General features: G+C 70.8%; 20 protein-coding genes. 4 read left to right on the plus strand and 16 right to left on the minus strand.

Annotated elements, in window-relative coordinates; translation table 11 throughout:
• Nucleotides 1–103 precede the first annotated feature (103 nt).
• On the plus strand, nt 104–2,542 hold the full coding sequence (locus tag BGO45_RS06510; RefSeq protein ID WP_292691948.1) for a carboxypeptidase regulatory-like domain-containing protein: 2,439 nt from the start codon (nt 104–106) through the stop codon (nt 2,540–2,542).
• A 34-nt stretch (nt 2,543–2,576) separates the two neighbouring features.
• Here BGO45_RS06510 and BGO45_RS06515 read toward each other — a convergent pair whose 3' ends face one another.
• The 8 genes from BGO45_RS06515 to BGO45_RS06550 form a co-directional block, all read right to left on the minus strand.
• On the minus strand, nt 2,577–3,839 hold the full coding sequence (locus BGO45_RS06515) for an ABC transporter ATP-binding protein (protein ID WP_292691949.1): 1,263 nt from the start codon (nt 3,837–3,839) through the stop codon (nt 2,577–2,579).
• Nucleotides 3,840–3,850: 11 nt separating this feature from the next.
• Nucleotides 3,851–4,699 (minus strand): carbohydrate ABC transporter permease, encoded by an 849-nt coding sequence (locus BGO45_RS06520; protein ID WP_128217537.1) that lies wholly within the window; start codon nt 4,697–4,699, stop codon nt 3,851–3,853.
• Nucleotides 4,700–5,560 carry a carbohydrate ABC transporter permease gene (locus tag BGO45_RS06525; RefSeq protein ID WP_292692900.1) on the minus strand — a complete coding sequence of 287 codons (861 nt, stop codon included), beginning with the start codon at nt 5,558–5,560 and terminating at the stop codon, nt 4,700–4,702.
• A gap of 74 nt (nt 5,561–5,634) precedes the next feature.
• Nucleotides 5,635–6,900: an extracellular solute-binding protein gene (locus BGO45_RS06530; RefSeq protein ID WP_292691955.1), complete on the minus strand. Its 1,266-nt coding sequence runs from the start codon at nt 6,898–6,900 to the stop codon at nt 5,635–5,637.
• Nucleotides 6,901–7,141: 241 nt separating this feature from the next.
• Nucleotides 7,142–8,515, minus strand: coding sequence for an FAD-dependent oxidoreductase (locus tag BGO45_RS06535; protein WP_292691957.1), 1,374 nt, complete (start codon nt 8,513–8,515; stop codon nt 7,142–7,144).
• A 42-nt stretch (nt 8,516–8,557) separates the two neighbouring features.
• Entirely contained in the window at nt 8,558–9,619 is a 1,062-nt protein-coding gene (locus BGO45_RS06540) for a polyprenyl synthetase family protein (RefSeq protein WP_292691959.1), read from the minus strand.
• Nucleotides 9,620–9,688: 69 nt separating this feature from the next.
• On the minus strand, nt 9,689–10,408 hold the full coding sequence (locus BGO45_RS06545) for a demethylmenaquinone methyltransferase (protein WP_292691960.1): 720 nt from the start codon (nt 10,406–10,408) through the stop codon (nt 9,689–9,691).
• A gap of 9 nt (nt 10,409–10,417) precedes the next feature.
• Nucleotides 10,418–10,981 (minus strand): DUF402 domain-containing protein, encoded by a 564-nt coding sequence (locus BGO45_RS06550; protein ID WP_292691962.1) that lies wholly within the window; start codon nt 10,979–10,981, stop codon nt 10,418–10,420.
• A 287-nt stretch (nt 10,982–11,268) separates the two neighbouring features.
• On the opposite strand from BGO45_RS06550, the gene BGO45_RS06555 reads away from it, so the two are divergent.
• On the plus strand, nt 11,269–12,483 hold the full coding sequence (locus tag BGO45_RS06555; RefSeq protein WP_292692903.1) for an isochorismate synthase MenF: 1,215 nt from the start codon (nt 11,269–11,271) through the stop codon (nt 12,481–12,483).
• Here BGO45_RS06555 and BGO45_RS06560 read toward each other — a convergent pair.
• Genes BGO45_RS06560 through BGO45_RS06570 form a run of 3 tightly spaced genes read right to left on the minus strand, consistent with a single transcriptional unit; the run spans nt 12,480 to nt 15,595 of the window.
• The gene (locus tag BGO45_RS06560) at nt 12,480–13,337 is read right to left on the minus strand and encodes a polyphosphate kinase 2 family protein (RefSeq protein WP_292691964.1); all 858 of its coding nucleotides are present in this window, start codon (nt 13,335–13,337) and stop codon (nt 12,480–12,482) included. The two genes, BGO45_RS06555 and BGO45_RS06560, sit on opposite strands and share 4 nt — an antisense overlap.
• A 54-nt stretch (nt 13,338–13,391) precedes the next feature.
• Nucleotides 13,392–15,173, minus strand: coding sequence for a 2-succinyl-5-enolpyruvyl-6-hydroxy-3-cyclohexene-1-carboxylic-acid synthase (gene menD, locus BGO45_RS06565; RefSeq protein WP_292692905.1), 1,782 nt, complete (start codon nt 15,171–15,173; stop codon nt 13,392–13,394).
• Entirely contained in the window at nt 15,170–15,595 is a 426-nt protein-coding gene (locus BGO45_RS06570) for a PLD nuclease N-terminal domain-containing protein (RefSeq protein WP_076495293.1), read from the minus strand. The genes menD and BGO45_RS06570 overlap by 4 nt, the downstream gene beginning before the upstream one ends.
• A gap of 74 nt (nt 15,596–15,669) precedes the next feature.
• Here BGO45_RS06570 and BGO45_RS06575 point away from each other — a divergent pair, with 74 nt between their 5' ends.
• Nucleotides 15,670–15,981, plus strand: a complete 312-nt coding sequence (locus BGO45_RS06575; RefSeq protein WP_292691967.1) for a DUF4229 domain-containing protein — start codon at nt 15,670–15,672, stop codon at nt 15,979–15,981.
• 2 nt (nt 15,982–15,983) lie between these two features.
• On the opposite strand, the gene BGO45_RS06580 is transcribed toward BGO45_RS06575, so the two are convergent.
• Genes BGO45_RS06580 through BGO45_RS06595 form a run of 4 tightly spaced genes read right to left on the minus strand, consistent with a single transcriptional unit; the run spans nt 15,984 to nt 19,858 of the window.
• Nucleotides 15,984–16,955, minus strand: a complete 972-nt coding sequence (locus tag BGO45_RS06580) for a 1,4-dihydroxy-2-naphthoate polyprenyltransferase (RefSeq protein WP_292691969.1) — start codon at nt 16,953–16,955, stop codon at nt 15,984–15,986.
• A gap of 11 nt (nt 16,956–16,966) precedes the next feature.
• The gene (locus tag BGO45_RS06585) at nt 16,967–18,112 is read right to left on the minus strand and encodes an AMP-binding protein (protein WP_292692908.1); all 1,146 of its coding nucleotides are present in this window, start codon (nt 18,110–18,112) and stop codon (nt 16,967–16,969) included.
• A 40-nt stretch (nt 18,113–18,152) separates the two neighbouring features.
• Nucleotides 18,153–19,055 carry a 1,4-dihydroxy-2-naphthoyl-CoA synthase gene (locus BGO45_RS06590; RefSeq protein WP_292691971.1) on the minus strand — a complete coding sequence of 301 codons (903 nt, stop codon included), beginning with the start codon at nt 19,053–19,055 and terminating at the stop codon, nt 18,153–18,155.
• A gap of 5 nt (nt 19,056–19,060) precedes the next feature.
• Nucleotides 19,061–19,858, minus strand: coding sequence for an LLM class F420-dependent oxidoreductase (locus BGO45_RS06595; protein WP_292691973.1), 798 nt, complete (start codon nt 19,856–19,858; stop codon nt 19,061–19,063).
• Nucleotides 19,859–19,905: 47 nt separating this feature from the next.
• On the opposite strand from BGO45_RS06595, the gene BGO45_RS06600 reads away from it, so the two are divergent.
• A complete protein-coding gene (locus BGO45_RS06600; RefSeq protein ID WP_292691975.1) occupies nt 19,906–20,907 on the plus strand; it encodes an o-succinylbenzoate synthase in 1,002 nt (333 codons plus the stop codon).
• On the opposite strand, the gene BGO45_RS06605 is transcribed toward BGO45_RS06600, so the two are convergent.
• On the minus strand, nt 20,894–21,520 hold the full coding sequence (locus tag BGO45_RS06605) for a TetR/AcrR family transcriptional regulator (protein ID WP_292691977.1): 627 nt from the start codon (nt 21,518–21,520) through the stop codon (nt 20,894–20,896). The two genes, BGO45_RS06600 and BGO45_RS06605, sit on opposite strands and share 14 nt — an antisense overlap.
• Nucleotides 21,521–21,574: the final 54 nt, after the last annotated feature.

Here is a 21,574-nt window from a genome sequence, read left to right on the forward strand (position 1 = left end):
TGTCATTCTGTGATAGGTCTGTGAACACAGTTCGAGCGGTGCATCGACGGGCCAGGGGGAATGGGTCCGCGCTCTGTCCACGACGAGACCCGGGGGTCGGTCTATGTTCGCGAAAGTCCTGTCATCGCACGTCCGTCGCGTGAGCGGCTGGGGGGTCACGGCGCTTCTCGTGACGTCGCTCCTGAGCGGTGCAGGCGCCGCCTCCGCCGCCGCGACGGAGGATCCGGCATCCACTCCGTCCTCGTCACCGGTCGCGACCCCCGCGGACAGCGCCAGCCCCACGCCGGGGATCACGGCTGACCCCAGTGCGCCCCCATCCGAGGCCGCCAGCCCCACACCGAGCGCGGAACCCGCAGAGCCGTCGGACCCGACCCTGGCTCCGACTCCCACGGCGGAGCCCACCCCCCTCACCCCCGCTCCGCAGCAACGAGTGGACCAGACGGTGACCATCTCGGGGCGCGTGATCATCCCGGACGGTGTCACGGTCGATCTGAGCCGGTTCGCGGTGCAGGCCTATGCGCAGGGGGTGCAGGCCGGGTCCTCGCCGGTGGCTGCGGATGGCTCCTACCTCATCACGGCCGCGAAGGGCGGCTCGTTCCGGGTGAAGTTCGCCGTCCCCTCCGACGCCCCCGTCCTGGGCGAATGGTGGGAGGGCAAGGAGGACGAAACCGAGGCCACGCCGATCGTGATCGCCGACGGCGGCTCGGCGACCGGCATCGACGCGACCCTGCGACGGAGCGGCTCGATCTCCGGCAAGATCACCCTCCCCGCCGGCATCCGGGGAGAGGTGACGGTCCGCGCCTTCCTCGGCTCCGGTCAACCGCGCGGAAACGCGCGATCGACCGGGAACGGCGGCTTCATCATCACGGGGTTGGCGGAGGGGTCGTACTCGCTGCAGTTCTTCAGCAACCAGCTGCCGGTCGTCGAACAGTGGTGGAGCGGGAAGCCGGACTACGCAAGCGCGGACAGGATCGCCCTCGGAGCGGGCGAAGTGGCCACCTGTTACGACGTCACCATGGTCGCGGCCGCCACCATCTCCGGACGGTTCAGATTGCCGGCGGGAGTACGCCCCGGCGAGAACAATCCCTCGGTGCAGCTCTATCGCGAGGACGGGAGTTGGTACCCGATCAGCGCGTTGGTCGACGGCGACGGGACCTACCGCATCCCGAACGTCGCTCCGGGAACCTACCGGGTCTCCTTCGGAAGCGGATCGCTGCCCATCCTTCCGGAGTGGTGGGACGACAAGCCCGACTTCGCGTCCGCCACCCCGATCACCGTCGTCGCAGGGGAGAAACGGACCGGGGTGAATGTCACCTACGCGAAGGCCCCCAGCATCCACGGGAAGGTCACCCTGCCCGCCGGGGTCAGCCTCTCCGACGGGACCGTCCAAGTGCGGCTCACGCGCGCCAGCGATGGCGGGGGCGTCGCGGCGACGACCGTCCTGCCCGATGGCACCTATTCCTTCGGTTCACTGCGCCCCATCGCCTACCGTGTCGCGTTCGTCGCGCAGCGCCTCCCCGTCCTCGACGAATGGTGGGAGGATGCGCCCGACGAGGCCTCGTCGACACCGGTCACGCTCGCGGTCGGAGAGGACCGAGCCCTGGATGCCACGCTCGCGCCCGCCGCGTCCATCTCCGGACGAGTGTGGATCCCCAGTGGTCTCGGCTCCACCGCCGCGGGGGTCACCGTGACGGCCTACTCGGCCGCGAACACGGTGGCCCGCACCACCGCCACCGCCGCGGACGGGACGTATACCGTCACCGGGCTCCCCGCCGGCGCGTACCGGCTCCGATTCTCGTCCGACACATTGCCCGTTGCGGCGGAGTGGTGGAACAACGCGGCCGATTACGCCTCGGCGGCGCCGATCGCGGTGCGCGTGTTGCAGGTCCGCAGCGGGTTCAACGCCTATCTCGATCGCCCGTCGTCGATCTCCGGCCGGGTCACGCTGCCGCCGGGCGTCGTCGCCGGTGCCGGGCAGATCCACGTGGACGCCTACAGTCCCGCACGTGAAGTGGTGGGGACCGCCGCGGTCCGGGCGGACGGCACGTACGCGATCCGCGGGCTGATGCCGGGGACCTACCGCCTACTCTTCCGCGCCGACGATCTCCCCGTGGCGTACGAGTGGTGGCAGGACCGGCCGAGCTTCGCCAGCGCGTCGGACCTCGTCCTCGGGGTCCGGGAAGCACGCGAGGGGGTCGATGCGGTTCTCGAGAGGGCGGCGTCACTCTCCGGCACCGTCACCCTTCCCCCCGGGGCGAGCTTCGATCAGGGACGTGTCGAGGCTGCCGTCTTCGCCGCCGAGGATGCCACCACGCCGATGGGCACCGCGGCCGTCCGGCCCGATGGCACGTACCTCGTGGAGGGTCTCCGCGGTGCGAGCGTCAAGGTCCGGTTCACCGCCTGCGGCATGCCCGCCGCTGGAGAGTGGTGGAACAACAAGGCCGACTTCGCCACCGCCCTGACCCAGACGACCGTGAACGGCTCGGAGAAGAAGAACGTGAACGTCATCCTCGCCACGTCCAGCACCGCCCCACCCTGCTGAGGACCGGCGGCGCCTCCGGCACAGGCACGCGGCGTCAGGCGCGCTGCTGCTCCTTCGCCTGACGCTCCTTCGCCCGTTCCAGCGCACGCTTACGCGCCGCGCGGGCGTCCTCCTCGAGCTTCTCGGCCTTGGTCTCATCGCGCGTGAGGTTGACGCCCGACTCCGGATCGAACAGGTGCAGCGAGTCCGGCGAGAACCACAGGCGCGCGGCATCCCCGGCGCGGATGGCGCTCATGGCATCCAAGGCCACGACGAGTTCGGTGCGCAGGCTCTCGCCGTCGAGGTCGCGGTCGAGCTCGGAGAGCTTGTCCTTCACGGTCTCGTCGGTGTCGTACGGCACGTACGCGTACAGCACCTCGCCGAGCCACTCGGTCATCTCGATGTCGAGCTCGGCGGTCACTCCCCCCACGAGGTCGCGCTCCGTGGCGTCCGCGTCTTCGAAAGCGTCGGGACGGATGCCGACGATGACGAGGTCGCGACCTTCGACGGCCGCGCGCAGTCGGTCGTCCAGCGGGACGTCGGCGATCGGCAGACGCAGCATGTCTCCGTCGACGGTGCCGCTGAGGAAATTCATCGGCGGGGAGCCGATGAAGCCGGCGACGAAGAGGTTCACCGGCTGGTCGTACAGTCCGCGCGGGCTTGCGACCTGCTGCAACTCGCCGCGACGGAGCACCGCCACACGGTCGCCGAGGGTCATCGCCTCGGTCTGGTCGTGCGTGACGTAGACGGTGGTGATGCCGAGCGAACGCTGCAGGCGGGCGATCTCGGTGCGCATCTGTCCGCGCAGCTTCGCGTCGAGGTTGGACAGCGGCTCATCGAACAGGAAAGCGCTGGCGTTGCGCACGATCGCGCGTCCCATGGCCACGCGCTGCCGCTGACCGCCCGAGAGATTCGCGGGCTTGCGCTCGAGGTGCTCGTCGAGTTCGAGCAGTTTCGAGGCCTTCCGTACCCGCTCGTCGATCTCCTTGTCGTCCAGGTCACTGGATTTCAGCCGCATCGGGAACGCGATGTTCTCGTACACCGTCAGGTGCGGGTACAGCGCGTAGTTCTGGAACACCATCGCGAGGTTGCGGTCCTTCGGGGCCTTGTCGTTGACCACCTCGTCGTCGATCTTCAGTTCGCCGTCCGAGATGTCTTCGAGTCCGACGATCATGCGCAGCAGTGTCGACTTGCCGCAGCCCGACGGTCCCACGAGGATCACGAACTCCCCGTCGGCGATGTCGAGATCGACGCCTTTGACCGCGGTGAAACCGTCGTCGTACGTCTTGACGATCCGGTTGAGGGTGATGGATGCCATGGACTCGCTCCTTAGCCTTTGACGGCGCCCTGCGTGAGACCGGACACGATCCGGCGCTGGAAGATCACGACGACGATGACGATGGGGATGGTGACGACGATGGCCGCCGCCGAGATCGCACCCGTGGGTTCCTCGAACTGCGAAGCCCCGGTGAAGAAGGACAGGGCCGCCGGCACCGGGCGGGCGGCATCCGTCGACGTCAACGAGATGCCGTAGACGAAGTCGTTCCACGCGATGAAGAACGCGATGATCGCGGTGGTGAACACCCCCGGCGCAGCGAGCGGCACGACGGTCTTGCGGAACGCCTCGAACGGCGTCGCCCCGTCGACCTGGGCGGCCTGCTCGAGCTCCCACGGAATCTGGCGGAAGAAGGCCGCAAGCGTCCAGATCGAGATCGGCAGCGTGAGGGACAGGTACGGGATGATCAGACCGAGCCACGTGTCGTACAGGCCGACCACACGCCACAGATTGAACAGCGGAGTGACGATCGACACGATCGGGAAGACCGACACCGCAAGCGCCGTCGTGAGGATGATGCGCTTGCCGGGGAAATCGAGCCGGGCGATCGCGTAAGCGCAGAGTGTCGCGAGCACCACGGCGATGAACGTCGCGATAAGCGAGATGCCGATCGAGTTGCGCAACGCCGGCAGGAAGAGGTCCTGGGCGCTGCCACCGGGGGCGAGGATCGTGGCGTAGTTGTCGAGCGTCCACTCCTCGGGCAGCAGCGTCCCGGAGAACAGGCCCGCCGGGGTCTTGAACGACGTCATCGCGATCGAGAAGACCGGGAAGAGCGACCACACGAGGACGACCGCGATGATCACGATCCAGGTGATCCGCTGGGGCCAGGTCATCGCGCGCATTTACCCATTCCTCCCGGCGGACAGATCCACCTTGAAGCCCTTGATGAAGATGCCCGCGATGATCAGGACGCTCAGGAACAGCAGCACCGAGATCGCCGACCCGAGACCGATCTCCAAGCGCCCGATCGAGGTGTTGTACGCCAGCAGCGACAGCGCCTCGGTGTCGTTGGCACCGGCGGTCATGATGAAGATGTTGTCGAAGATGCGGAACGCCTCGAGCGTGCGGAAGAGCACGGCGACCATGATCGCGGCCTTCATGTTGGGCAGGATCACGCGGCGGAGAACCTCCCACGCGGTGGCTCCGTCGACCTTCGCCGCCTCTTCGAGGTCTCCCGGCACCTGCGCGAGACCCGACAGCAGCAGGAGCGAGATGAACGGTGTCGTCTTCCACACCTCGCTCAAGATGATCACGGTCAGCGACGTGCCCTGAGAGGCGAACCAGTTGAGGTTCTCATCGAACCCGGGGATCCACGCCAGCCAGTTGTTGACGTATCCGCCGGAGTTGATGTCGAAGGCGTAGAAGAAGGCGAACGCCGAGACGACGGTGATGATGCCGTACGGCACGAGGATGGCCGTGCGCGCGAAGCCGCGGAGCTTCTTGATCGCCCGGTGCATGACGAGGGCGAACCCGAAGCCGATGATGAGCTCGAGAAGCACGGTGATGACCGTGATGAACAGGGTCACGCCCATCGACTGCCAGAACGCCGGGTCGCCCAGGATCACCTGGTAGTTGCGGAACCAGATGAACTCGCGGTCGTCGGGGGCGGTGAGCCTCAGGCTGAACAGCGAGTCCCACAGCGCCTGCACGATCGGATACAGCGTGACCAGAAGCATGATCCCGAATGCCGGCCCCGCCAGCATCCACCCCAGTCGCGCTTCCGCGCGAGCCCGGTCGGAGCGGCGCTTCCTCTTCACCGGTGTGTTCTCGACCGTCGTCACAGGAGCCTCTCCCCTCTCAGGACCGCGAGGATGAAGTCGGTGGAGTCCTGCGGCGTCGTGTCGGGGTTCACGGCGTTCGGCGGATGCCAGGTGCGCTGGAGTCCGATGGAGATCTCGTTGTAGTACGGCGTCTGGGGGCGGGGCGCGCCGAGATCCAGCGACTCCTTGATGGTGTCGGCCATGGGGAACTTCTCCTGCACCTGCGGGTCGTCGTAGGCCGCGGCGTTCGAGGGCGGGTTGCCGTTGGTGACGAAGTACTGCGCCTGGTTCTCGGGGCTCACGATGCACGCGACCGCCTGCCAGGCGAGGTCGGTGTGCGCGCTGTACGCGCCGACACCGAGGTTGATGCCACCGACGGGCGGGGCCGCCGGGGTCCCGGCATCCACGCGCGGATAGACGGCCCACCCGAGGTCGTCGACCACCTCGGGCGCCGCCCCCTGCATGGCCGGGTAGACGAACGGCCAGTTGACCATGAACGACCCCTCCTCGCCCTGGAAGAGGTTCATGCTCGCGTTCTCATCGGCGGTGGGAAGGCCCGAGCCGCCGAGGCCCGAGGAGCCGATCCGGCCGATGATGTCGGCTGCGGCGCGACCCGCGTCGGTGTCGAGTCCGAGCTGCATCTCGTCGGGCTTGGCGTCCGGATCCTCGAGGATCTTCCCGCCGGCCGAGGCGACGAGGGCATTGATCCACACCGTCAGCGACTCCGCCAGCGCGCCCTGCACACCGAGCTTCTTGTCCTGTTCCTCGGCGACCTGGATGATCTGGTCCCACGTCACGGGCTGGGTCATGTCCAGGCCCGCCGCTTCGGCGACGGACTTGCGGTACCAGAGCAGCTGCGTGTTGGCCCAGAACGGCACCGTCACCAGTTCGTCGTTCCAGCTCGCCGACTGCACCGCGCCCTGCACCACGCCGTCGGTGTTCCGCAGGTCGTCGGGCACGGGTGCCAGGAATCCGGGCTCGGCCAGCTCGGGGATGAACGGCGGATCAAGACTCATGATGTCGAGCGACCGGTCGCTCGCGGCGAGCCGCCGGGCGAGCTGTTCGCGCTGCGAGGCGGCATCGCGCGGCAGCAGCGAGGTCTCGATGCGGTACGCCCCGTCAGCGGCTTCGGTGCAGGATGCCGCGATCTCGGCCTGGCCACCGTCGTCGGGGTTGATGTACCAGGTGAGGGTGGGTACTCCGTCGCCCGCCGAGCAAGCACCGAGCGTCCCCGCGAGCGCGAGGGCCGAAGCCCCGGCCACGATCCGTTTCAGGTTTCGCATCCGGCCCCCTCGCCTCGGTGCGCGAGCATCGATGCCCGGCGTCGTGACCTCCATCCTGTCGATGAGGGCCGGATCCGGGCACGAGGGTTGCCCCCGCCGATCGGGGGATGATACTCGCGCGAACGACGAATCGCCCCGTCCGGAGACGGGGCGATTCGGTGGCGCTCACTCGCCGCGCGAGATCCGGATCATCTCGTCGCGCGGCACGAGATCTTCTCGCCGGCCCCGCTGGGGCCGAAACTCACTCGCCGCGCGAGATCGCGATCATCTCGTCGCGCGGCACGACCTTGATGCGCGCACGCTCGTGCGGCGCACCGAGGGCGATCTCGTGCTCGTCGAGGCGGTGCCAGCCGTCGAGGTCGGTCCACCGGACGCCGCGCTCCTCGAGCAGGGCGGGGATCGCCTCCTCCTCGGGGTGGGCGGGACGCCACCACTCGGCCTGGTCGTTGATGACGTGGCGCACCGTCTCCATGGCATCCGACTTGGTGTGCCCGATCAGGCCGACGGGACCGCGCTTGATCCAGCCGGTCGCGTAGAGGCCCGGGATCCGCTCGTTCGAGTCGGATGCCAGGACCTGGCCCTCGTGGTTGGGGATGACGCCGTGACGCTCGTCGAACGGCACGTCGGTGAGCGGGGAGCCGAAGTAGCCGACCGCGCGGTAGATCGCCTGGATCGGCACCTCGCGGATCTCGCCGGTGCCGACCACGCCGCCTTCGGCGTCGGGCTTCGTGCGCTCGTACTTCAACGCGGCCACGCGGCCGTCGGCATCCGTCACGACCTCGAGCGGCTTCGCCCAGAAGTGCAGGTGCAGACGGCGCGAAGCCTCGCCCCCGGCGTTGTTGACGCCCGGGCGGGTACGCCACTGCTGCAGCACGCGGTCGATGACCTTGACCTGCTTGTTGGTCTCGATCGCGGTGCGGGAGGCCTCGTCGTAGTCGAAGTCCTCGTCGTAGACGACCATGTCGACGTCGCGCAGCTCGCCGAGCTCGCGCAGCTCCAGCGGGGTGAACTTCACCTGGGCGGGGCCGCGACGGCCGAACACGTGCACGTCGGTGACCGGGGAAGCCTTGAGCCCCTGGTAGACGTTGTCGGGCACCTCGGTGGGAAGGAGGTCGTCGGCGTGCTTGGCGAGCATGCGCGTGATGTCGAGGGCGACGTTGCCGTTGCCGATGACGGCGACCGACTCGGCCTCCAGCGGCCACTCGCGCGGGACGTCGGGATGCCCGTCGAACCAGCTCACGAAGTCGGCGGCGCCGTAGGAGCCGTGCGCGTCGATGCCGGGGATGTCGAGGTCGGCGTCGCGGATCGCGCCGGTGGCGAAGATGACGGCGTTGTAGTGCTGCTTCAGGTCGTCGAGCGTGATGTCGGTGCCGAAGTTCACGTTGCCGAAGATGCGGATGTCACCCCGGTCGAGCACCTCGCGGAGCGCCGTGATGACGCCCTTGATGCGCGGGTGGTCGGGGGCCACCCCGTAACGGACCAGGCCGTAGGGGGCGGGGAGCTGCTCGAACAGGTCGATCGACACGTCGAACTCGCGCTCGGCCTTCAACAGGATGTCGGCGGCGTAGATGCCGGCGGGGCCGGCGCCGACGATGGCAAGGCGCAGCTTCGTCATGGGGGTCCTCTCGATCGTGATCGGGGGGGGGGGGGGGAAAGGTCAGGCGGAGCGGTCGGCCACGGCGCGGGCGAACCGCGTCAGGGCCTCGCGGACGGCCCCGTCCGGAAGGGGCGCGAGCGCGTCGATCGCCTCTTGCGACCAGCGGTGGGCCAGGTCGAGCGTCTCCCGCGTGGTCTCGTGCTCGCGCAACTCCGCGAGCGGATCGTCGAGGATCGCGGGGTCGGCGCCCGCGGCGATCCGATCCTGCCCCTCGTCGATGCGCGCCCGCAGGTCGGCCGAGGCCTGATCCGACCGGTGACCGAGCAGCAGATACGGCATGGTCGGCACGCCCGCACGCAGATCGGTGCCGGGAACCTTGCCCGTCTCGGACGGATCGGGCGACAGGTCGATGACGTCGTCGAGCAGCTGGAAGGCCACGCCCGCCTTCTCGCCGAAGACGACCATCGGAGCTTCGAACTCCTCGGGAGCGCCCGAGTAGATCACACCGGACTGGGCGGCGGCGGCGATGAGCGAACCGGTCTTGTCGGCCAGCACACGCAGGTAGAACTCGACGGGCTCGTCGCCCTCCGCAGGGCCCACGGTCTCGTGCATCTGCCCGAGGACGAGTCGTTCGAAGGTGTCGGCCTGCAGCTGGATCGCCCGTTCACCGCGGCGGGCCATGAGCTGGCTGGCGCGCGAGAAGAGAAGGTCGCCGGTGAGGATGGCGATGTTGTTGCCCCACACCGTCTGCGCGCTGGGGACGCCGCGGCGCTTGTCGGCGCCGTCCATGACGTCGTCGTGATACAGCGAGCCGAGGTGCGTCAGTTCGAGGGCCGTCGCCACCTCGACGACCTCGGGCGTCGTGCCCCGGCCGAGCTGAGCGGTGAGGATGGCGAGCATCGGGCGCACGCGCTTCCCGCCCGCTTCGTACAGGTATCGGGCGGTGACGTCGGCGAGTCGGTCGGCGCTGCGCACCTCGCGTTCGAGGGTGCTCTCGACGAGGTCGAGGCCTGCCTCGACGGTGGACAGCAGGGTGCGCGCGCGCAGCCCGCCGAAGATGCGGTCACTCAGGCCCAGCTTGCCCGACAGGCGGGTGCCGGCCGCGGGCGGTCTCGGGGTCACGGTTTCAGCCTATCCTGGCGCGGTCCGGGGCAGCCGACGGTATCTCGACGGTTGACAGCGCGCACATCCTCACGCGCCGGGATTCACTCCGCGATGGAGGGCCACGATGCCGAACGTGAGGTTGCGGTACGCCACGTCCGTCCAGCCGGCATCCCGCATCCACGACGCGAGCGTCGGCTGGTTCGGCCAGTCGCGGATGGATTCGTTGAGGTAGTCGTACGCCTCGGCGTTCGAGCTCACGGCCTTGGCCACCACCGGCAGCACCCGGTCGTTGTAGAAGCGGTAGAGGCCGTTGAACGCGCGGGACGGGGGATGCGAGAACTCGCACACCACGATGCGCCCCCCGGGCTTCGTCACCCGGCGCAGCTCCCGCAGGGCACGCCGCGGGTCGTTGACGTTCCGCAGACCGAACGACATCGTCACCGCGTCGAACTCGCCGTCCTCGAACGGCAGGTCGGTGGCATCCGCCTGGACGAACTCGAGGTTCGGGACGTTCCCGTGGCGGCGGCGCCCCTCGGCGATCATGCCGCGGGAGAAATCCGCCGCGACGACGTGGGCGCCGCTGGGTACGAACGCCATCGACGACGTCCCCGTGCCGGCGGCGAGGTCGAGGATGCGCTCGCCCCGCTTCGGGGCGACGGCCTTCAGGGTCGCGACGCGCCAGAACCGGTCGTTGCCGAGGCTCAGCACCGAGTTGGTGCGGTCGTAGGCCGCGGCCACCTGGTCGAACATTCCGCTGACGCGCTGGGGGTCCTTGCCGAGATCGGCGCGGTTGGGGTCGCTGCTCACCCGTCGAGTCTAGGCGCGGGCCGCGCCGTCGTCCCCGGCTTGCGCGAGGTCGGCCAGGTGTCGCAGCCACGGGCCGGTGACGTCGTCCGAGAACGGCGCCTCCCGGTCGCGCACGCGCTGCTCGAGATCGGCGGCGACGGTCTCGAGGTGCGTCTGGATGTCGGCGGGGTAGCCGTACTGCACGCGATGCTCGTCCCATTCGTCGCGGTCGTCGATCCACGTGCCGCGATCGTCGGTGCGGCGCACGACGTCGAGGTCCATGTCGATCCCGACCGGGGTGCCGTCGTCGTCCCACCCGACGTTCCACGCGAGATCGATGTAGACGGCCACCGGATGCGGTGCGGCGTTGTGCGTGAACGCCCAGTCGCCGCTGGCCGGCACGAGCGTGACGTTGGGCTCGCGGCACACGAACTCGCGGCCCGGGCGGACGCTCCGCCACCCGACCTGCTGCCCGAACCAGTCCCCCCAGCTGTCGGAGCCCAGGTAGACGCAGTCCTGCTCCCAGTGCGGCGACCCGTCCCACTTGCGCCAGCGGAACACGAGCCGGGTGCCGGGTGCGGGACGGGAGGTCATGCCGCGAGTCTAAGTCGCGGCGCACGCCGGACAGGTGACGGTGCCGGCGTCCTGGCGCTTCCCTGCCGCGAGTCTCCGTCGCGGCATGCCCGACAGGTGACGGTGCCGGCGTCCTGGCGCTTCCCTGCCGCGAGTCTCCGTCGCGGCGCATGCCCGACAGGTGACGGTGCCGGCGTCCTGGCGCTTCCCTGCCGCGAGTCTCAGTGGCGGTCTACTGTGGAAAGGTGCAGCAACCGGTGGACGACCTCGTGCCCCGTCTGCGCGTCGTCACCCGGGAACTGGCGCCCATGGACGATGTGCTCGACTACACGACGGGCTACGACCCCCTGTTCTGGAGCCGACGTGGCGAGTCGCTCGCCGGCTTCGGCGATCTGCTGACGATCCGCTACACCGGTCCCCGACCGGGCGACGCGAGCATCGCCGACCGGTGGCGCCGGATCGCCGCCGCCGCCGAGATCGACGACCCGCTGGGCCTGCCCGGCACGGGACTCGTGGCCTTCGGCTCGTTCGTCTTCGACCCCCGCTCGGAGCGCGAGAGCATCCTCCGGGTGCCCGGCACGATCGTGGGACGTCACGGCGGCCGGGCCTGGGTCACGCGACTGGCCTTCGCCGACACCCCCGACGAACCCGAACCCGATCTGCCGCCCCGCTCCCCCTTCGGCCCGCACTGGTCGGCCACGCTCGGTCCCGGGCGGCAGACCGCGGAGGGATATCAGGAGGCCGTGCACCGGGCGGTCGAGGCGATCCGGATGGGCGACGTCCGCAAGGTCGTGCTGGCGCGCGACATCATCGGCACGATCCCCGCCGGATCCGATCGACGCCGCCTGGTCCGCTCGCTCCTCGAGGGGTACCCGGACTGCTGGGTCTTCGCGGTCGACGGCCTCATCGGCGCCAGCCCCGAGACGCTCGTCACGGTCTCCCGCGGCACGGTCACCGCCCGGGTCCTGGCCGGCACCACCGCGCGCGGCGGCGATGCCGACAGCGACGTCGCCGCGGCCCTCGCCCTCACCGAGAGCGCGAAAGACCAGGAAGAGCACCGGTTCGCCGTGCAGAGCGTGCTCGCCGCCCTCCGCCCGCACACCTCGGCCCTCGCGGCCGCCGAGCAGCCCTTCACGCTGAAGCTCCCGAACGTCTGGCATCTCGCCACCGACGTCGAGGGCGAGCTGTCGGAAGCGGCATCCTCCCTCGACCTCCTCACGGTGCTGCACCCCACGGCCGCCGTCGCCGGCACCCCGACCGCCGTCGCGATGGACGTCATCCGCCGCCTCGAGCCCTTCGACCGCGGGCGCTACGCCGGGGCCGTCGGCTGGATCGGCGCATCGGGCGACGGCGAGTGGGCGATCGCGCTGCGCTGCGCGCAGATCGATCCGGCGGCCCCGACCGCCCCCACCGCCACGATCACCGCGTACGCCGGGGCGGGGATCGTCGCCGAGAGCGTGCCCGAATCCGAACTGCTGGAGACCCGCGTGAAATTCCGCCCGATCGTGGAGGCGCTGGCTTAGGACTCCGCGAGCCGCCGACGCTCGGTGGCGACGTCGTAGTCGGCCGCGGGCCACTGCGGGTCGAGACCGGCGAGCGCGTCGATGAGCAGACGCTGCACCGCCAGCCGCGCGTACCACTTGCGATCCGCGGGCACGACGTGCCACGGGGCGAGGGGTGTCGAGGTCCGTTCGAACGCCACCTGGTAGGCATCCATGTACTCGTCCCAGAGCGCGCGCTCATCCACGTCGGACGGGTTGTACTTCCAGTGCTTGTCGGGCCGATCCAGACGGGATGCCAGGCGCTCGCGCTGCTCCTCCTTCGAGATGTGCAGCATGACCTTCACGACCCGGATGCCGAGGTCCGCCGCCTCGGTCTCGAACGCGACGATCGCCCCGTACCGGCGCTCGATCTCGTCGGCGGGGGCGAGGGAACGGACGCGCCCGATGAGCACATCCTCGTAGTGCGACCGGTCGAAGACGCCGAGGCGCCCGGCGTCGGGGAGCCGCTTGCGGATGCGCCAGAGGAAGTCGTGCGACAGCTCTTCGGCGGTGGGCTTCTTGAACGAGGCCAGCTCCACGCCCTGCGGGTCGACCGCGCCGACGACGTGCTTGACGATGCCGCCCTTGCCCGCGGTGTCCATGGCCTGCAGCACCAGCAGCACCGACCCGGTCGCCGTACCCGCGACGCTCTGCGCGAAGAGACGCTCCTGCAGGTCGGCGAGCGGCGCGATGCCGGACTCGAGGTCGGCTGTGCCGCGGGCCTTGTCGCCGTCGTAACCCGGGGTCGACCGAGGGTCGACGTCGGCGAGGCGAAAACCCGGCCCCACGCGGAGGGCTTCGGCGGCGGGCGTGGTCCAGTGGGTGTGCGAACTCATCGACACATCGTGCCGTGCGCGCGCGGCGCGCGCCAAGAGGTTGACGGACTCCGCTCAGCGCTCGAGCGGAACCTCGATCAGCTGGCGACCGCCCGCGGGCGAGGTGAGCGCCTGATCGAGGGCGACGCGGGTCGTCACACGGCGGTACTCCCAGCCGTACGCGAGGGCGAGCTGCTCGAGCCGGACGTCCTGGGGCGTGTACTGCACGCGCTCCATCGCGTCGGCGCCGGCGACACCGGCGACCTCGAGGCCGTCGAAGATCGTGCCGCCGCCGTCGTTGCCGACGATCACCTGGAGGCGCGGTTCGTGCTCCCCCGGAGGGAGGAGGAGCGCCCCCACGTCGTGCAGGAACGCGAGGTCGCCGAGCAGCACCCGCGTGACGCCCGGGCGTTCGGCGTCCTGGCTGGCGAGCGCCACACCGGTCGCGGTCGCGATGGTGCCGTCGATGCCGGCGAGTCCACGGTTCGCGTGCACGGCCACCTTCTTGCCCCCGAGCAGTTCGTCGGCGACGCGCACGAGACGCGACGAGCCGAACACGAGCCGGTCGTGGGGCCAGGTCGCGCGCCACAGGGCATCGACGAGAGCGGCACGGTCGACGGGGGCGCGGATGACCGCGACCTCGGCGTTGATCGCGCCGAGACGCTCCTGCGGAACAGCGGATGCCAGCCCGTCGGCGTCCGGAGCGGGCGGGCTCAGGTCGACCGCGGCGGCACGCGACGCGCGCATCCACTCCCCGAGCCACGCGCGGTCCCCGGGGCCGTCGGCATCCACGGCGTCCGCCGCCCGGGTCGCGCCGTTGAGGTTGATGGGCTCGCCCGGACCCCGTACCGCGATCACCTCGACGTCCTCGCGGCCGAGCAGACGCGTGATCTCACGGCTCAGGGTCGGATGCCCGAACACGACGACCCGTTCGACGCGACCACCGAGGCCGGGGTCGCGCAGGAGAGCGCGATACGCGTGCACGACGTGGCGGCCGAACCGCGCGCCGCTGACGATCTCGGCGACGAGCGGGAATCCGCCGCGGTGGGCGAGCTCCTCGGCGGCGGCACCGGCATCCGCGCCGGCCACCACGATCGTCCGCGGCCCCGGTTCGAGCACCAGGGCAGCCTCGGGCTCGGGGGCCACGTCCGCGACTCCGATCCCCCCACCGCCCTGGTACAGGGCCCCGGATGCCTCGACGTCGCCGGGATCACCGGACGGGGCGCGTCGGGTCGCACGATCCGTGAGCCACGCGGGCACGGCGCCCGCGAGAGGCTCCCGCAGCGGGACGTTGAGGTGCACGGGGCCGGCCGGACGCGCGCCCTCCCCGAGCGCCGCGGCGAGCGCCGTCGCCGCGACCGCGTCGAACGCGGCGGTCTGGGGGTCGGTGGCATCCGGGTCGACGGTCTCGGGAACGGAGAGATCGGCCTCGAATCGGGTCGCCGAGTGGAAGAGCCCGGGCTGCCGCGTCGTCTGGTTCGCACCGACGCCCCGGAGCTCCGGGGGACGGTCACCGGTGAGGAGCAGGAGAGGGACGCCGGAGTGGTGCGCTTCGAGTGCCGCGGGCAGCAGGTTCGCGACCGCCGTGCCCGAAGTGCAGATCACGGCCGCGGGCATCCCGGTCTCGCGCCCGATGCCCAGGGCCGTGAACCCGGCGACGCGTTCGTCGATGCGCACGTGCAGTCGCACGAGTCCGGTGCGCTCCAGCTCTGCCGCCACGAGGGCCAACGCCTGCGACCTCGACCCGGGGCTCACGACGAGGTGCCGCACGCCCCGGGACACCAGTCCGGCCAGCAGCGCCGCAGCCGCGTCCGTCGCCGGCGCCGAAGCGCCCCCTTCCGCCGGTGCCACGGTCAGCCGACGGCGCCGCGCTGACCGCGGGTGTCGTCGTCGCCCGGTTTGCCGCCGGGCTCGTCCGTGTCCGGCTGGGGCGCCGGCCGCGCGTCGCGCGGGTCGTCCCCCTCGGAGTCGAGCTGCGCGAGCTCCTCCTCGAGGCGGCGGATGCGCTCGTCCTGATCGGCGCGGGCGCGAGCCGAGAGACCGCCGAGGAACTCGGGGTCGTCGTCCGGAGCCCGGCGCAGCACCGGGCCGCCGGCCCGGCCACGACCGATCACGAACCAGAGGATGCCGCCCAGCACGGGCAACAGGATCACGATGACCATCCACGCGGGTTTGCTGACCCCGCGGTGGCGGGTCGCCGGTTGAACGGCGCAATCGACGATCGTGTAGACCCAGAACGCGGTCGCCACGAGCGCCAGGATCAGCAGCAGGCGTGCCATGCAGTGATTCTACCGGCGCTGCCTGGGCAGCGGCCGGGCACCGGGTCACCCCGACGCGGTCGTAGAGTGGAGGCATGCGTGCCCGTTCCGCCCTGGTCTACACGGTGCTGCGTCTCCTCGCTTTCGTGGTGCCGCTCGGCATCCTGCTGCTGTTCCCCGTCTTCCAGGAGCTGCCGTGGCTGGCCGCGGTGTTCGCGGCCCTGATCGGGCTGAGCCTGTCTCTGCTGTTCCTGCGTCGCCCGCTCGACCGGGTCACGGGCGATCTGGCCGAGCGACGGACGACGCGTCGCGCGGCCGACCGCCGCACCGCCGCGGAACGCGACGCCGACGTCGAGGACGCGGTCGTCGACGCCGCGCGCGACGAACGGCCCGACGGCGAGCGCTGAACTCAGGCGAGAAACGCCCAGAACAGCACCGCGCCGTACGCGACGGACGTGAAGCTCGTCACCTGCAACGCCACGATGAGTTCGCGCGGCGCCCGGTAGGTCCAGACGATGAGGATCGCCGACAGAGCCCCGAGCAGCGCGATGAGCGTCAGCCAGGCGATCGGGTACACCGGCGCGAGGAACACCGCGATGCCGAACGGCACCAGCACGAACACGGTGAACAGCACCTGCGTCGCCCGGCGGCCGATGAGCACCGACAGCGTGCGCTTGCGCGCGAGCCGGTCCTGGTCGATGTCGCGGAGGTTGTTGGCGAGGAGCACCGCGCACGCGAGGAGACCCGCGGCCACGGCGCCGAACCACGCCTCCTGCGGCAGCGCCTGCACCTGCAGCCACGTCGTGCCGAGGGTGGCGACGAGGCCGAAGAACACGAAGACGAACACCTCGCCCAGCGCGTTGTAGCCGTAGGGGCGCTTCCCCCCGGTGTAGAACCACGCGGCGACGATGCACGCCGCACCCACCACGATGAGCCACCACTGCCCGGTGCGGATCACGAGCGCGAGGCCGATGACCGCGGCGAGCGCGAAGAACGCCAGCGCCACGATGAGCACGGTGCGCGGCTTCGCCTTCCGGCCGCCGGTCAGTCGCCCGGGACCGACGCGGACGTCGTCGGTCCCCCGGATGCCGTCGCTGTAGTCGTTGGCGTAGTTGACGCCGATCTGCAGCGCGAAGGCGACCGCGAGGCACGCGAGGGCGATGACCCAGTGGAACCGATCGTCCACCAGCGTCGCGGCGCCGGTCCCGATGAGCACCGGGGTGATCGCGAGCGGCAGCGTCCGGAGGCGGGCCGCTCCGATCCAATCGCGCGCGGTCGCCCGGGTCGCCGCGCGCGGAGCCGGTCGGTGCGCCTTCTGGGGGTTGCCGCCGGGACGCCGCTTCGGGGCCGGACGCGAGCGCTTGCGAGACTGTGCTGCCACGGAGGGAAAGCCTAATTCTTCGCGGAGCCGAACCGCTGCCGCAGGGCGGCGCGGTCGGGCTTCCCGGATGCCAGCAGCGGCAGTCGGTCGACGAGGACGACGCGGGCGGGCCGCGCGACCGGACCGATCGCCGCGGCGACCTCCGCGCGGACGCGCTCGAGCGTCTCCCGCTCGTCGAGCCCCAGGGCGGCCGCCACGACGACGGAGCCCTGCCCCCAGCGCGGATCGTCCGTGGGGATCACGACCGCGGACTCCAGACCCGGGATGCCGCGCACCGCCGCCTCGACCCGGTCGAGCGAGACGTTCACGCCCCCCGAGACGATGACGTTGTCGAGGCGCCCGGTGATCCGCAGCACCCCGTCGGCGAGCTCGCCGCCGTCACCGGTGCGGTACCACCGGGTGCCGGAAGCATCCGTGGGGAAGACCTCGGCCGTGCGACCCGGATCACCGAGGTAGCCGTCGGCGAGGGTCGGGCCCGAGATACGCACTTCGCCGTCGACGATCGAGAGCGTCACGCCGTCGAGCGGGACCCCGTCGTACACGCAGCCGCCGCTGGTCTCGGTCGAGCCGTACGTGCGGACGATCCGCGCGCCGACGGCCGCCGCGCGTTCCCGCAGGGACACGGGAAGCGACTGCCCGCCGATGAGGATGCGCTCGAACGAACGCAGCGCCCGCCGCACCTCGGGGTCGTCGTCTGCGGCGTCGAGCAGACGTTGCAGCTGTGCGGGAACGAGGGACGTGTACGTGGGAATCCGCTCGCCGTTCTCGTGCGACGCCATCCCGAGGGCCGCCGCCGCGAAGGGTTCGGGGCGGAAGGGTCCCGCGAGGATCGCCGGTTCCCGGCCGTTCACCAGCGCGCGGACGAGCACCTGCGCCCCGGCGACGTACGTCGCGGGCACGGCGAGCAGCCACGCCCCCTCCCCGATCCGTGCCGAGGTGGCGAAGGCGCTCGCGATCAACGCGTTGCGGCCGAGCGCCACCGACTTCGGCACCCCCGTCGACCCCGACGTCGTGATCACCACGCCCGTCCCGGCCGGTACCTCGTCCGGCAGCCCGTCACCGCCCAGGGCGACCGCGGGTCCCGCCCCCAGGACGGCGTGCCGCAGCGCGCGCAGCACATCGCGGGGATCGTCGGATGCCACCGCCTCCAGCTTCACGACCGCACCGGGGCGTCGCCCGAGGGGGTGCATCCGGGGATCAGTAGTGCCACGGGACGCCCGACCAGTCGGGGTCGCGCTTCTGGAGGAACGAATCGCGCCCCTCGGCCGCCTCGTCGGTGCCGTACGCGAGACGCGTCGCCTCGCCCGCGAACAGCTGCTGACCGACGAGTCCGTCGTCGACCGCGTTGAACGCGAACTTCAGCATGCGGATCGCCGTCGGCGATTTCGTCAGGATCGTCCGCGCCATGGCCAGCGCCTCGCGCTCGAGCTCGGCGTGCGGGACGACGCGGTTGACCGCACCCATCTCGTACGCGCGCTGGGCCGAGTACTCCTCGGCGAGGAAGAAGACCTCGCGCGCGAACTTCTGCCCGATCTGCCGTGCGAAGTAGGCCGACCCGTAACCGGCGTCGAACGAGCCCACGTCGGCATCCGTCTGCTTGAAACGGCCGTGCTCGGCGCTCGCGATCGAGAGATCGCACACGACGTTGAGCGAATGCCCGCCGCCGGCCGCCCACCCGGGCACCACCGCGATGACGACCTTCGGCATGAACCGGATCAGGCGCTGCACCTCGAGGATGTGCAGGCGCCCCGCCCGGCCGTGGTCGGCGACCGCCGTCTCGTCGTCGGAGTACTTGTACCCGTCGCGTCCCCGGATGCGTTGGTCGCCGCCCGAGCAGAACGCCCAACCGCCGTCCTTCGGGCTCGGCCCGTTGCCGGTGAGCAGCACCACGCCGATGCGGTGGTCCTGCCGGGCGATGTCGAGCGCGCGGTACAGCTCGTCGACGGTGTGGGGGCGGAACGCGTTGCGCACCTCCGGCCGATCGAACGCGATGCGGGCCACTCGGCCGTCATGGGTGACGTGGGCGGTGATGTCGGTGTAGTCCTCGGCGCCGGGAGCGAGGGTCCACTCGGCCGGATCGAAGATGTCGGAGACGTTCACGGGACTCAGGCGTTCTTGCTGTTTCGCCAGGCGAGCCACCGCTCGATGATCGAGTAGTCCCAGTCCGGACCCGAGAATCCGAGCGTGAACAGGCGGGTGCCGGCGTCGTACAGCGCGTCGGCGACGGTCTCGTCGCGGTCCTTCAGCTCGTTCGAGACGATGAGGCCCGAGAGGTCGCGCCCCTCGGTCTCGGCCCAGCGCTCGATGACCTCGAACTTGTGCGGCAGCTCGTCGGGCGTGACGAAGCTGTGCCAGATGTCGGCGTGACGGGCGACGATGCGCAGCGTCTTCTGCTCGCCCTTGCCGCCGATCATCACCGGGATCTTGCGGGTGGGCGCGGGGTTGAGCTTGCCCCAGCGGTCGACGATGCGGTCGAGGTCGCTCGCGAGCGCGTTCAGTCGCGAACCGGCCGTTCCGAATTCGTAGCCGTACTCGTCGTAATCGCGCTGGAACCAGCCCGAGCCGGTGCCGAAGATGAAGCGCCCGGTGTCGCCGCCCTTCTTGCTGATGTGGTCGATCGTCCGGGCCATGTCCGCCTGCAGGTCGGCGCCTCGGTAGCTGTTGCAGTTGACCAGAGCGCCGAACTCGACGCGCTCGGTCTGTTCGGCCCAGGCGGCGAGCATCGTCCACGACTCGAAGTGCTCGCCGTCGGGGTCGCCGTAGAGGGGGAAGAAGTGGTCCCAGTTGAACAGGACGTCGACGCCCATCTCTTCCAGACGGAAGACGGCGTCGCGGATGTCGGAGTACTGCACGTGCTGCGGCTGGATCTGGACGCCGAGACGCACCGGGGTGTCGAAGAGCATGCGGCCAGCCTATTCCCGGCGTCCGACACCGAGGCCAGGATGGGGGGATGAGTCCCCTGCCGCCCCTCACCGACGTCCTCGCCACGGCCCGCGTCGTCGCCCTCCCCCTCGCCACCCGGTTCCGCGGCATCCGGACGCGCGAGGCGGTCGTGTTCGAGGGGCCCGAGGGATGGACGGAGTTCTCGCCGTTCACCGAGTACGGCGACGCCGAGGCCGCGACGTGGCTCGCTGCCGCGCTCGAGTTCGGCTGGCATCCCACCCCCGCCCCCGTGCGCTCGAGCGTCGCGGTCAACGCGACCGTCCCCGCGGTGCCCGCATCCGAGGTCGAGGGCGTGCTCGCCCGCTACGACGGATGCCGGACGGCCAAGGTGAAGGTCGCCGAGTCGGGGCAGGTGCTCGCCGACGACGTGGCGAGGGTGCGCGCGGTGCGTGGGGCGATGGGGCCCGAGGGGCGCGTGCGCATCGACGCCAACGGCGGATGGAACGTCGACGAGGCCGAGCGCGCCGTCCACGCCCTCGCCGAGTTCGACCTCGAGTACATCGAGCAGCCCTGCGCCGAGGTCGAGGAGCTCGCCGAGCTCCGGGAGCGCATCGGCTACCTCGACATCCCCGTCGCCGCGGACGAGAGCGTCCGCAAGGCGAGCGACCCGCTCCGCGTCGCGCGCGCGGGAGCGGCCGACCTGCTCGTGATCAAGGCGCAACCGCTCGGGGGCGTGCGCGCCGCCCTGGCGATCGTCGCGGAAGCGGGACTCCCGGCGGTGGTGTCCAGCGCCCTCGACACGTCGGTGGGGCTGTCGATGGGTCTCGCCCTCGCGTCCGCTCTGCCGGAGCTGGAGTTCGACTGCGGCCTCGGCACCGCGGCACTGTTCACCGCGGACGTCGTCCCCGCACCCCTGCGCCCCCGCGACGGCGCACTCACGCCGACGCGGGTGTCGCCGACCACGGCGTCGCTCGACCGCGTGGAGGCCGCCGAAGACCGGTGCGACTGGTGGCTTCAGCGCCTGACCCGGTGCTACCGGTTGCTGGAGGGCGACCTCACTCGAGGATGAGCGTCAGGATGTGCGAGAGCCGCGCGGCCAGCTCGGGCTGAGCCGCACGCGGGTCGCGGCCGGCGATGAGCGCATGCTCGGTCGCCGACACCCACATCGACAGCAGGAGTTCGGTGGCCGCCTCGGGGGGGATCCGGAGACGCAGTCCCCGCGCTGCGGCGATGTCGCTGACCAGGTGCGTGACGCTCTCGGACAGCCCCCGGTCCAGCGCGCGATACGCCACCGCGAAGTCCGCGTTGCGGAGGGCCTGCGTGCGGATCTCCGCGTTGAGCAGCACGTCGAGCCGGTCCTGCGCCGCGATCTCCAGCACCTGCTGAACGAGATTGTGCAGTTCCGTGTGCGCGTCGAGGTCGTGGGCCTCGAGAGAGGCGATGCGCTCGCGCAGCGCCGCGAGCGTCGTGTTCGCGGAACGCTCGCACAGCGCGAGGAACAGCTCCTCCTTCGAGGCGAAGTTCGAGTAGAACGCGCCGCGGGTGAACCCGGCGCGCTCGCAGACGGCCTCCACCGACGTCGCGTCGATGCCCTCCTCCGCGAACAGCTGGGCCGCGGCATCCATCAGTCGGGTGCGGGTGTTCTCGCGTCGTCGTGACGGCGCCGGTGCCGTGTCGGTCATGCGGCGCTCCTCTGGCTTCACGGGCGAGACTCAGGTTGGCGCCTCCCCCGGACA

The sequence above is a fragment of the Microbacterium sp. 71-36 genome, from assembly GCF_001898305.1.
Taxonomy (GTDB): Bacteria; Actinomycetota; Actinomycetes; order Actinomycetales; family Microbacteriaceae; genus Microbacterium.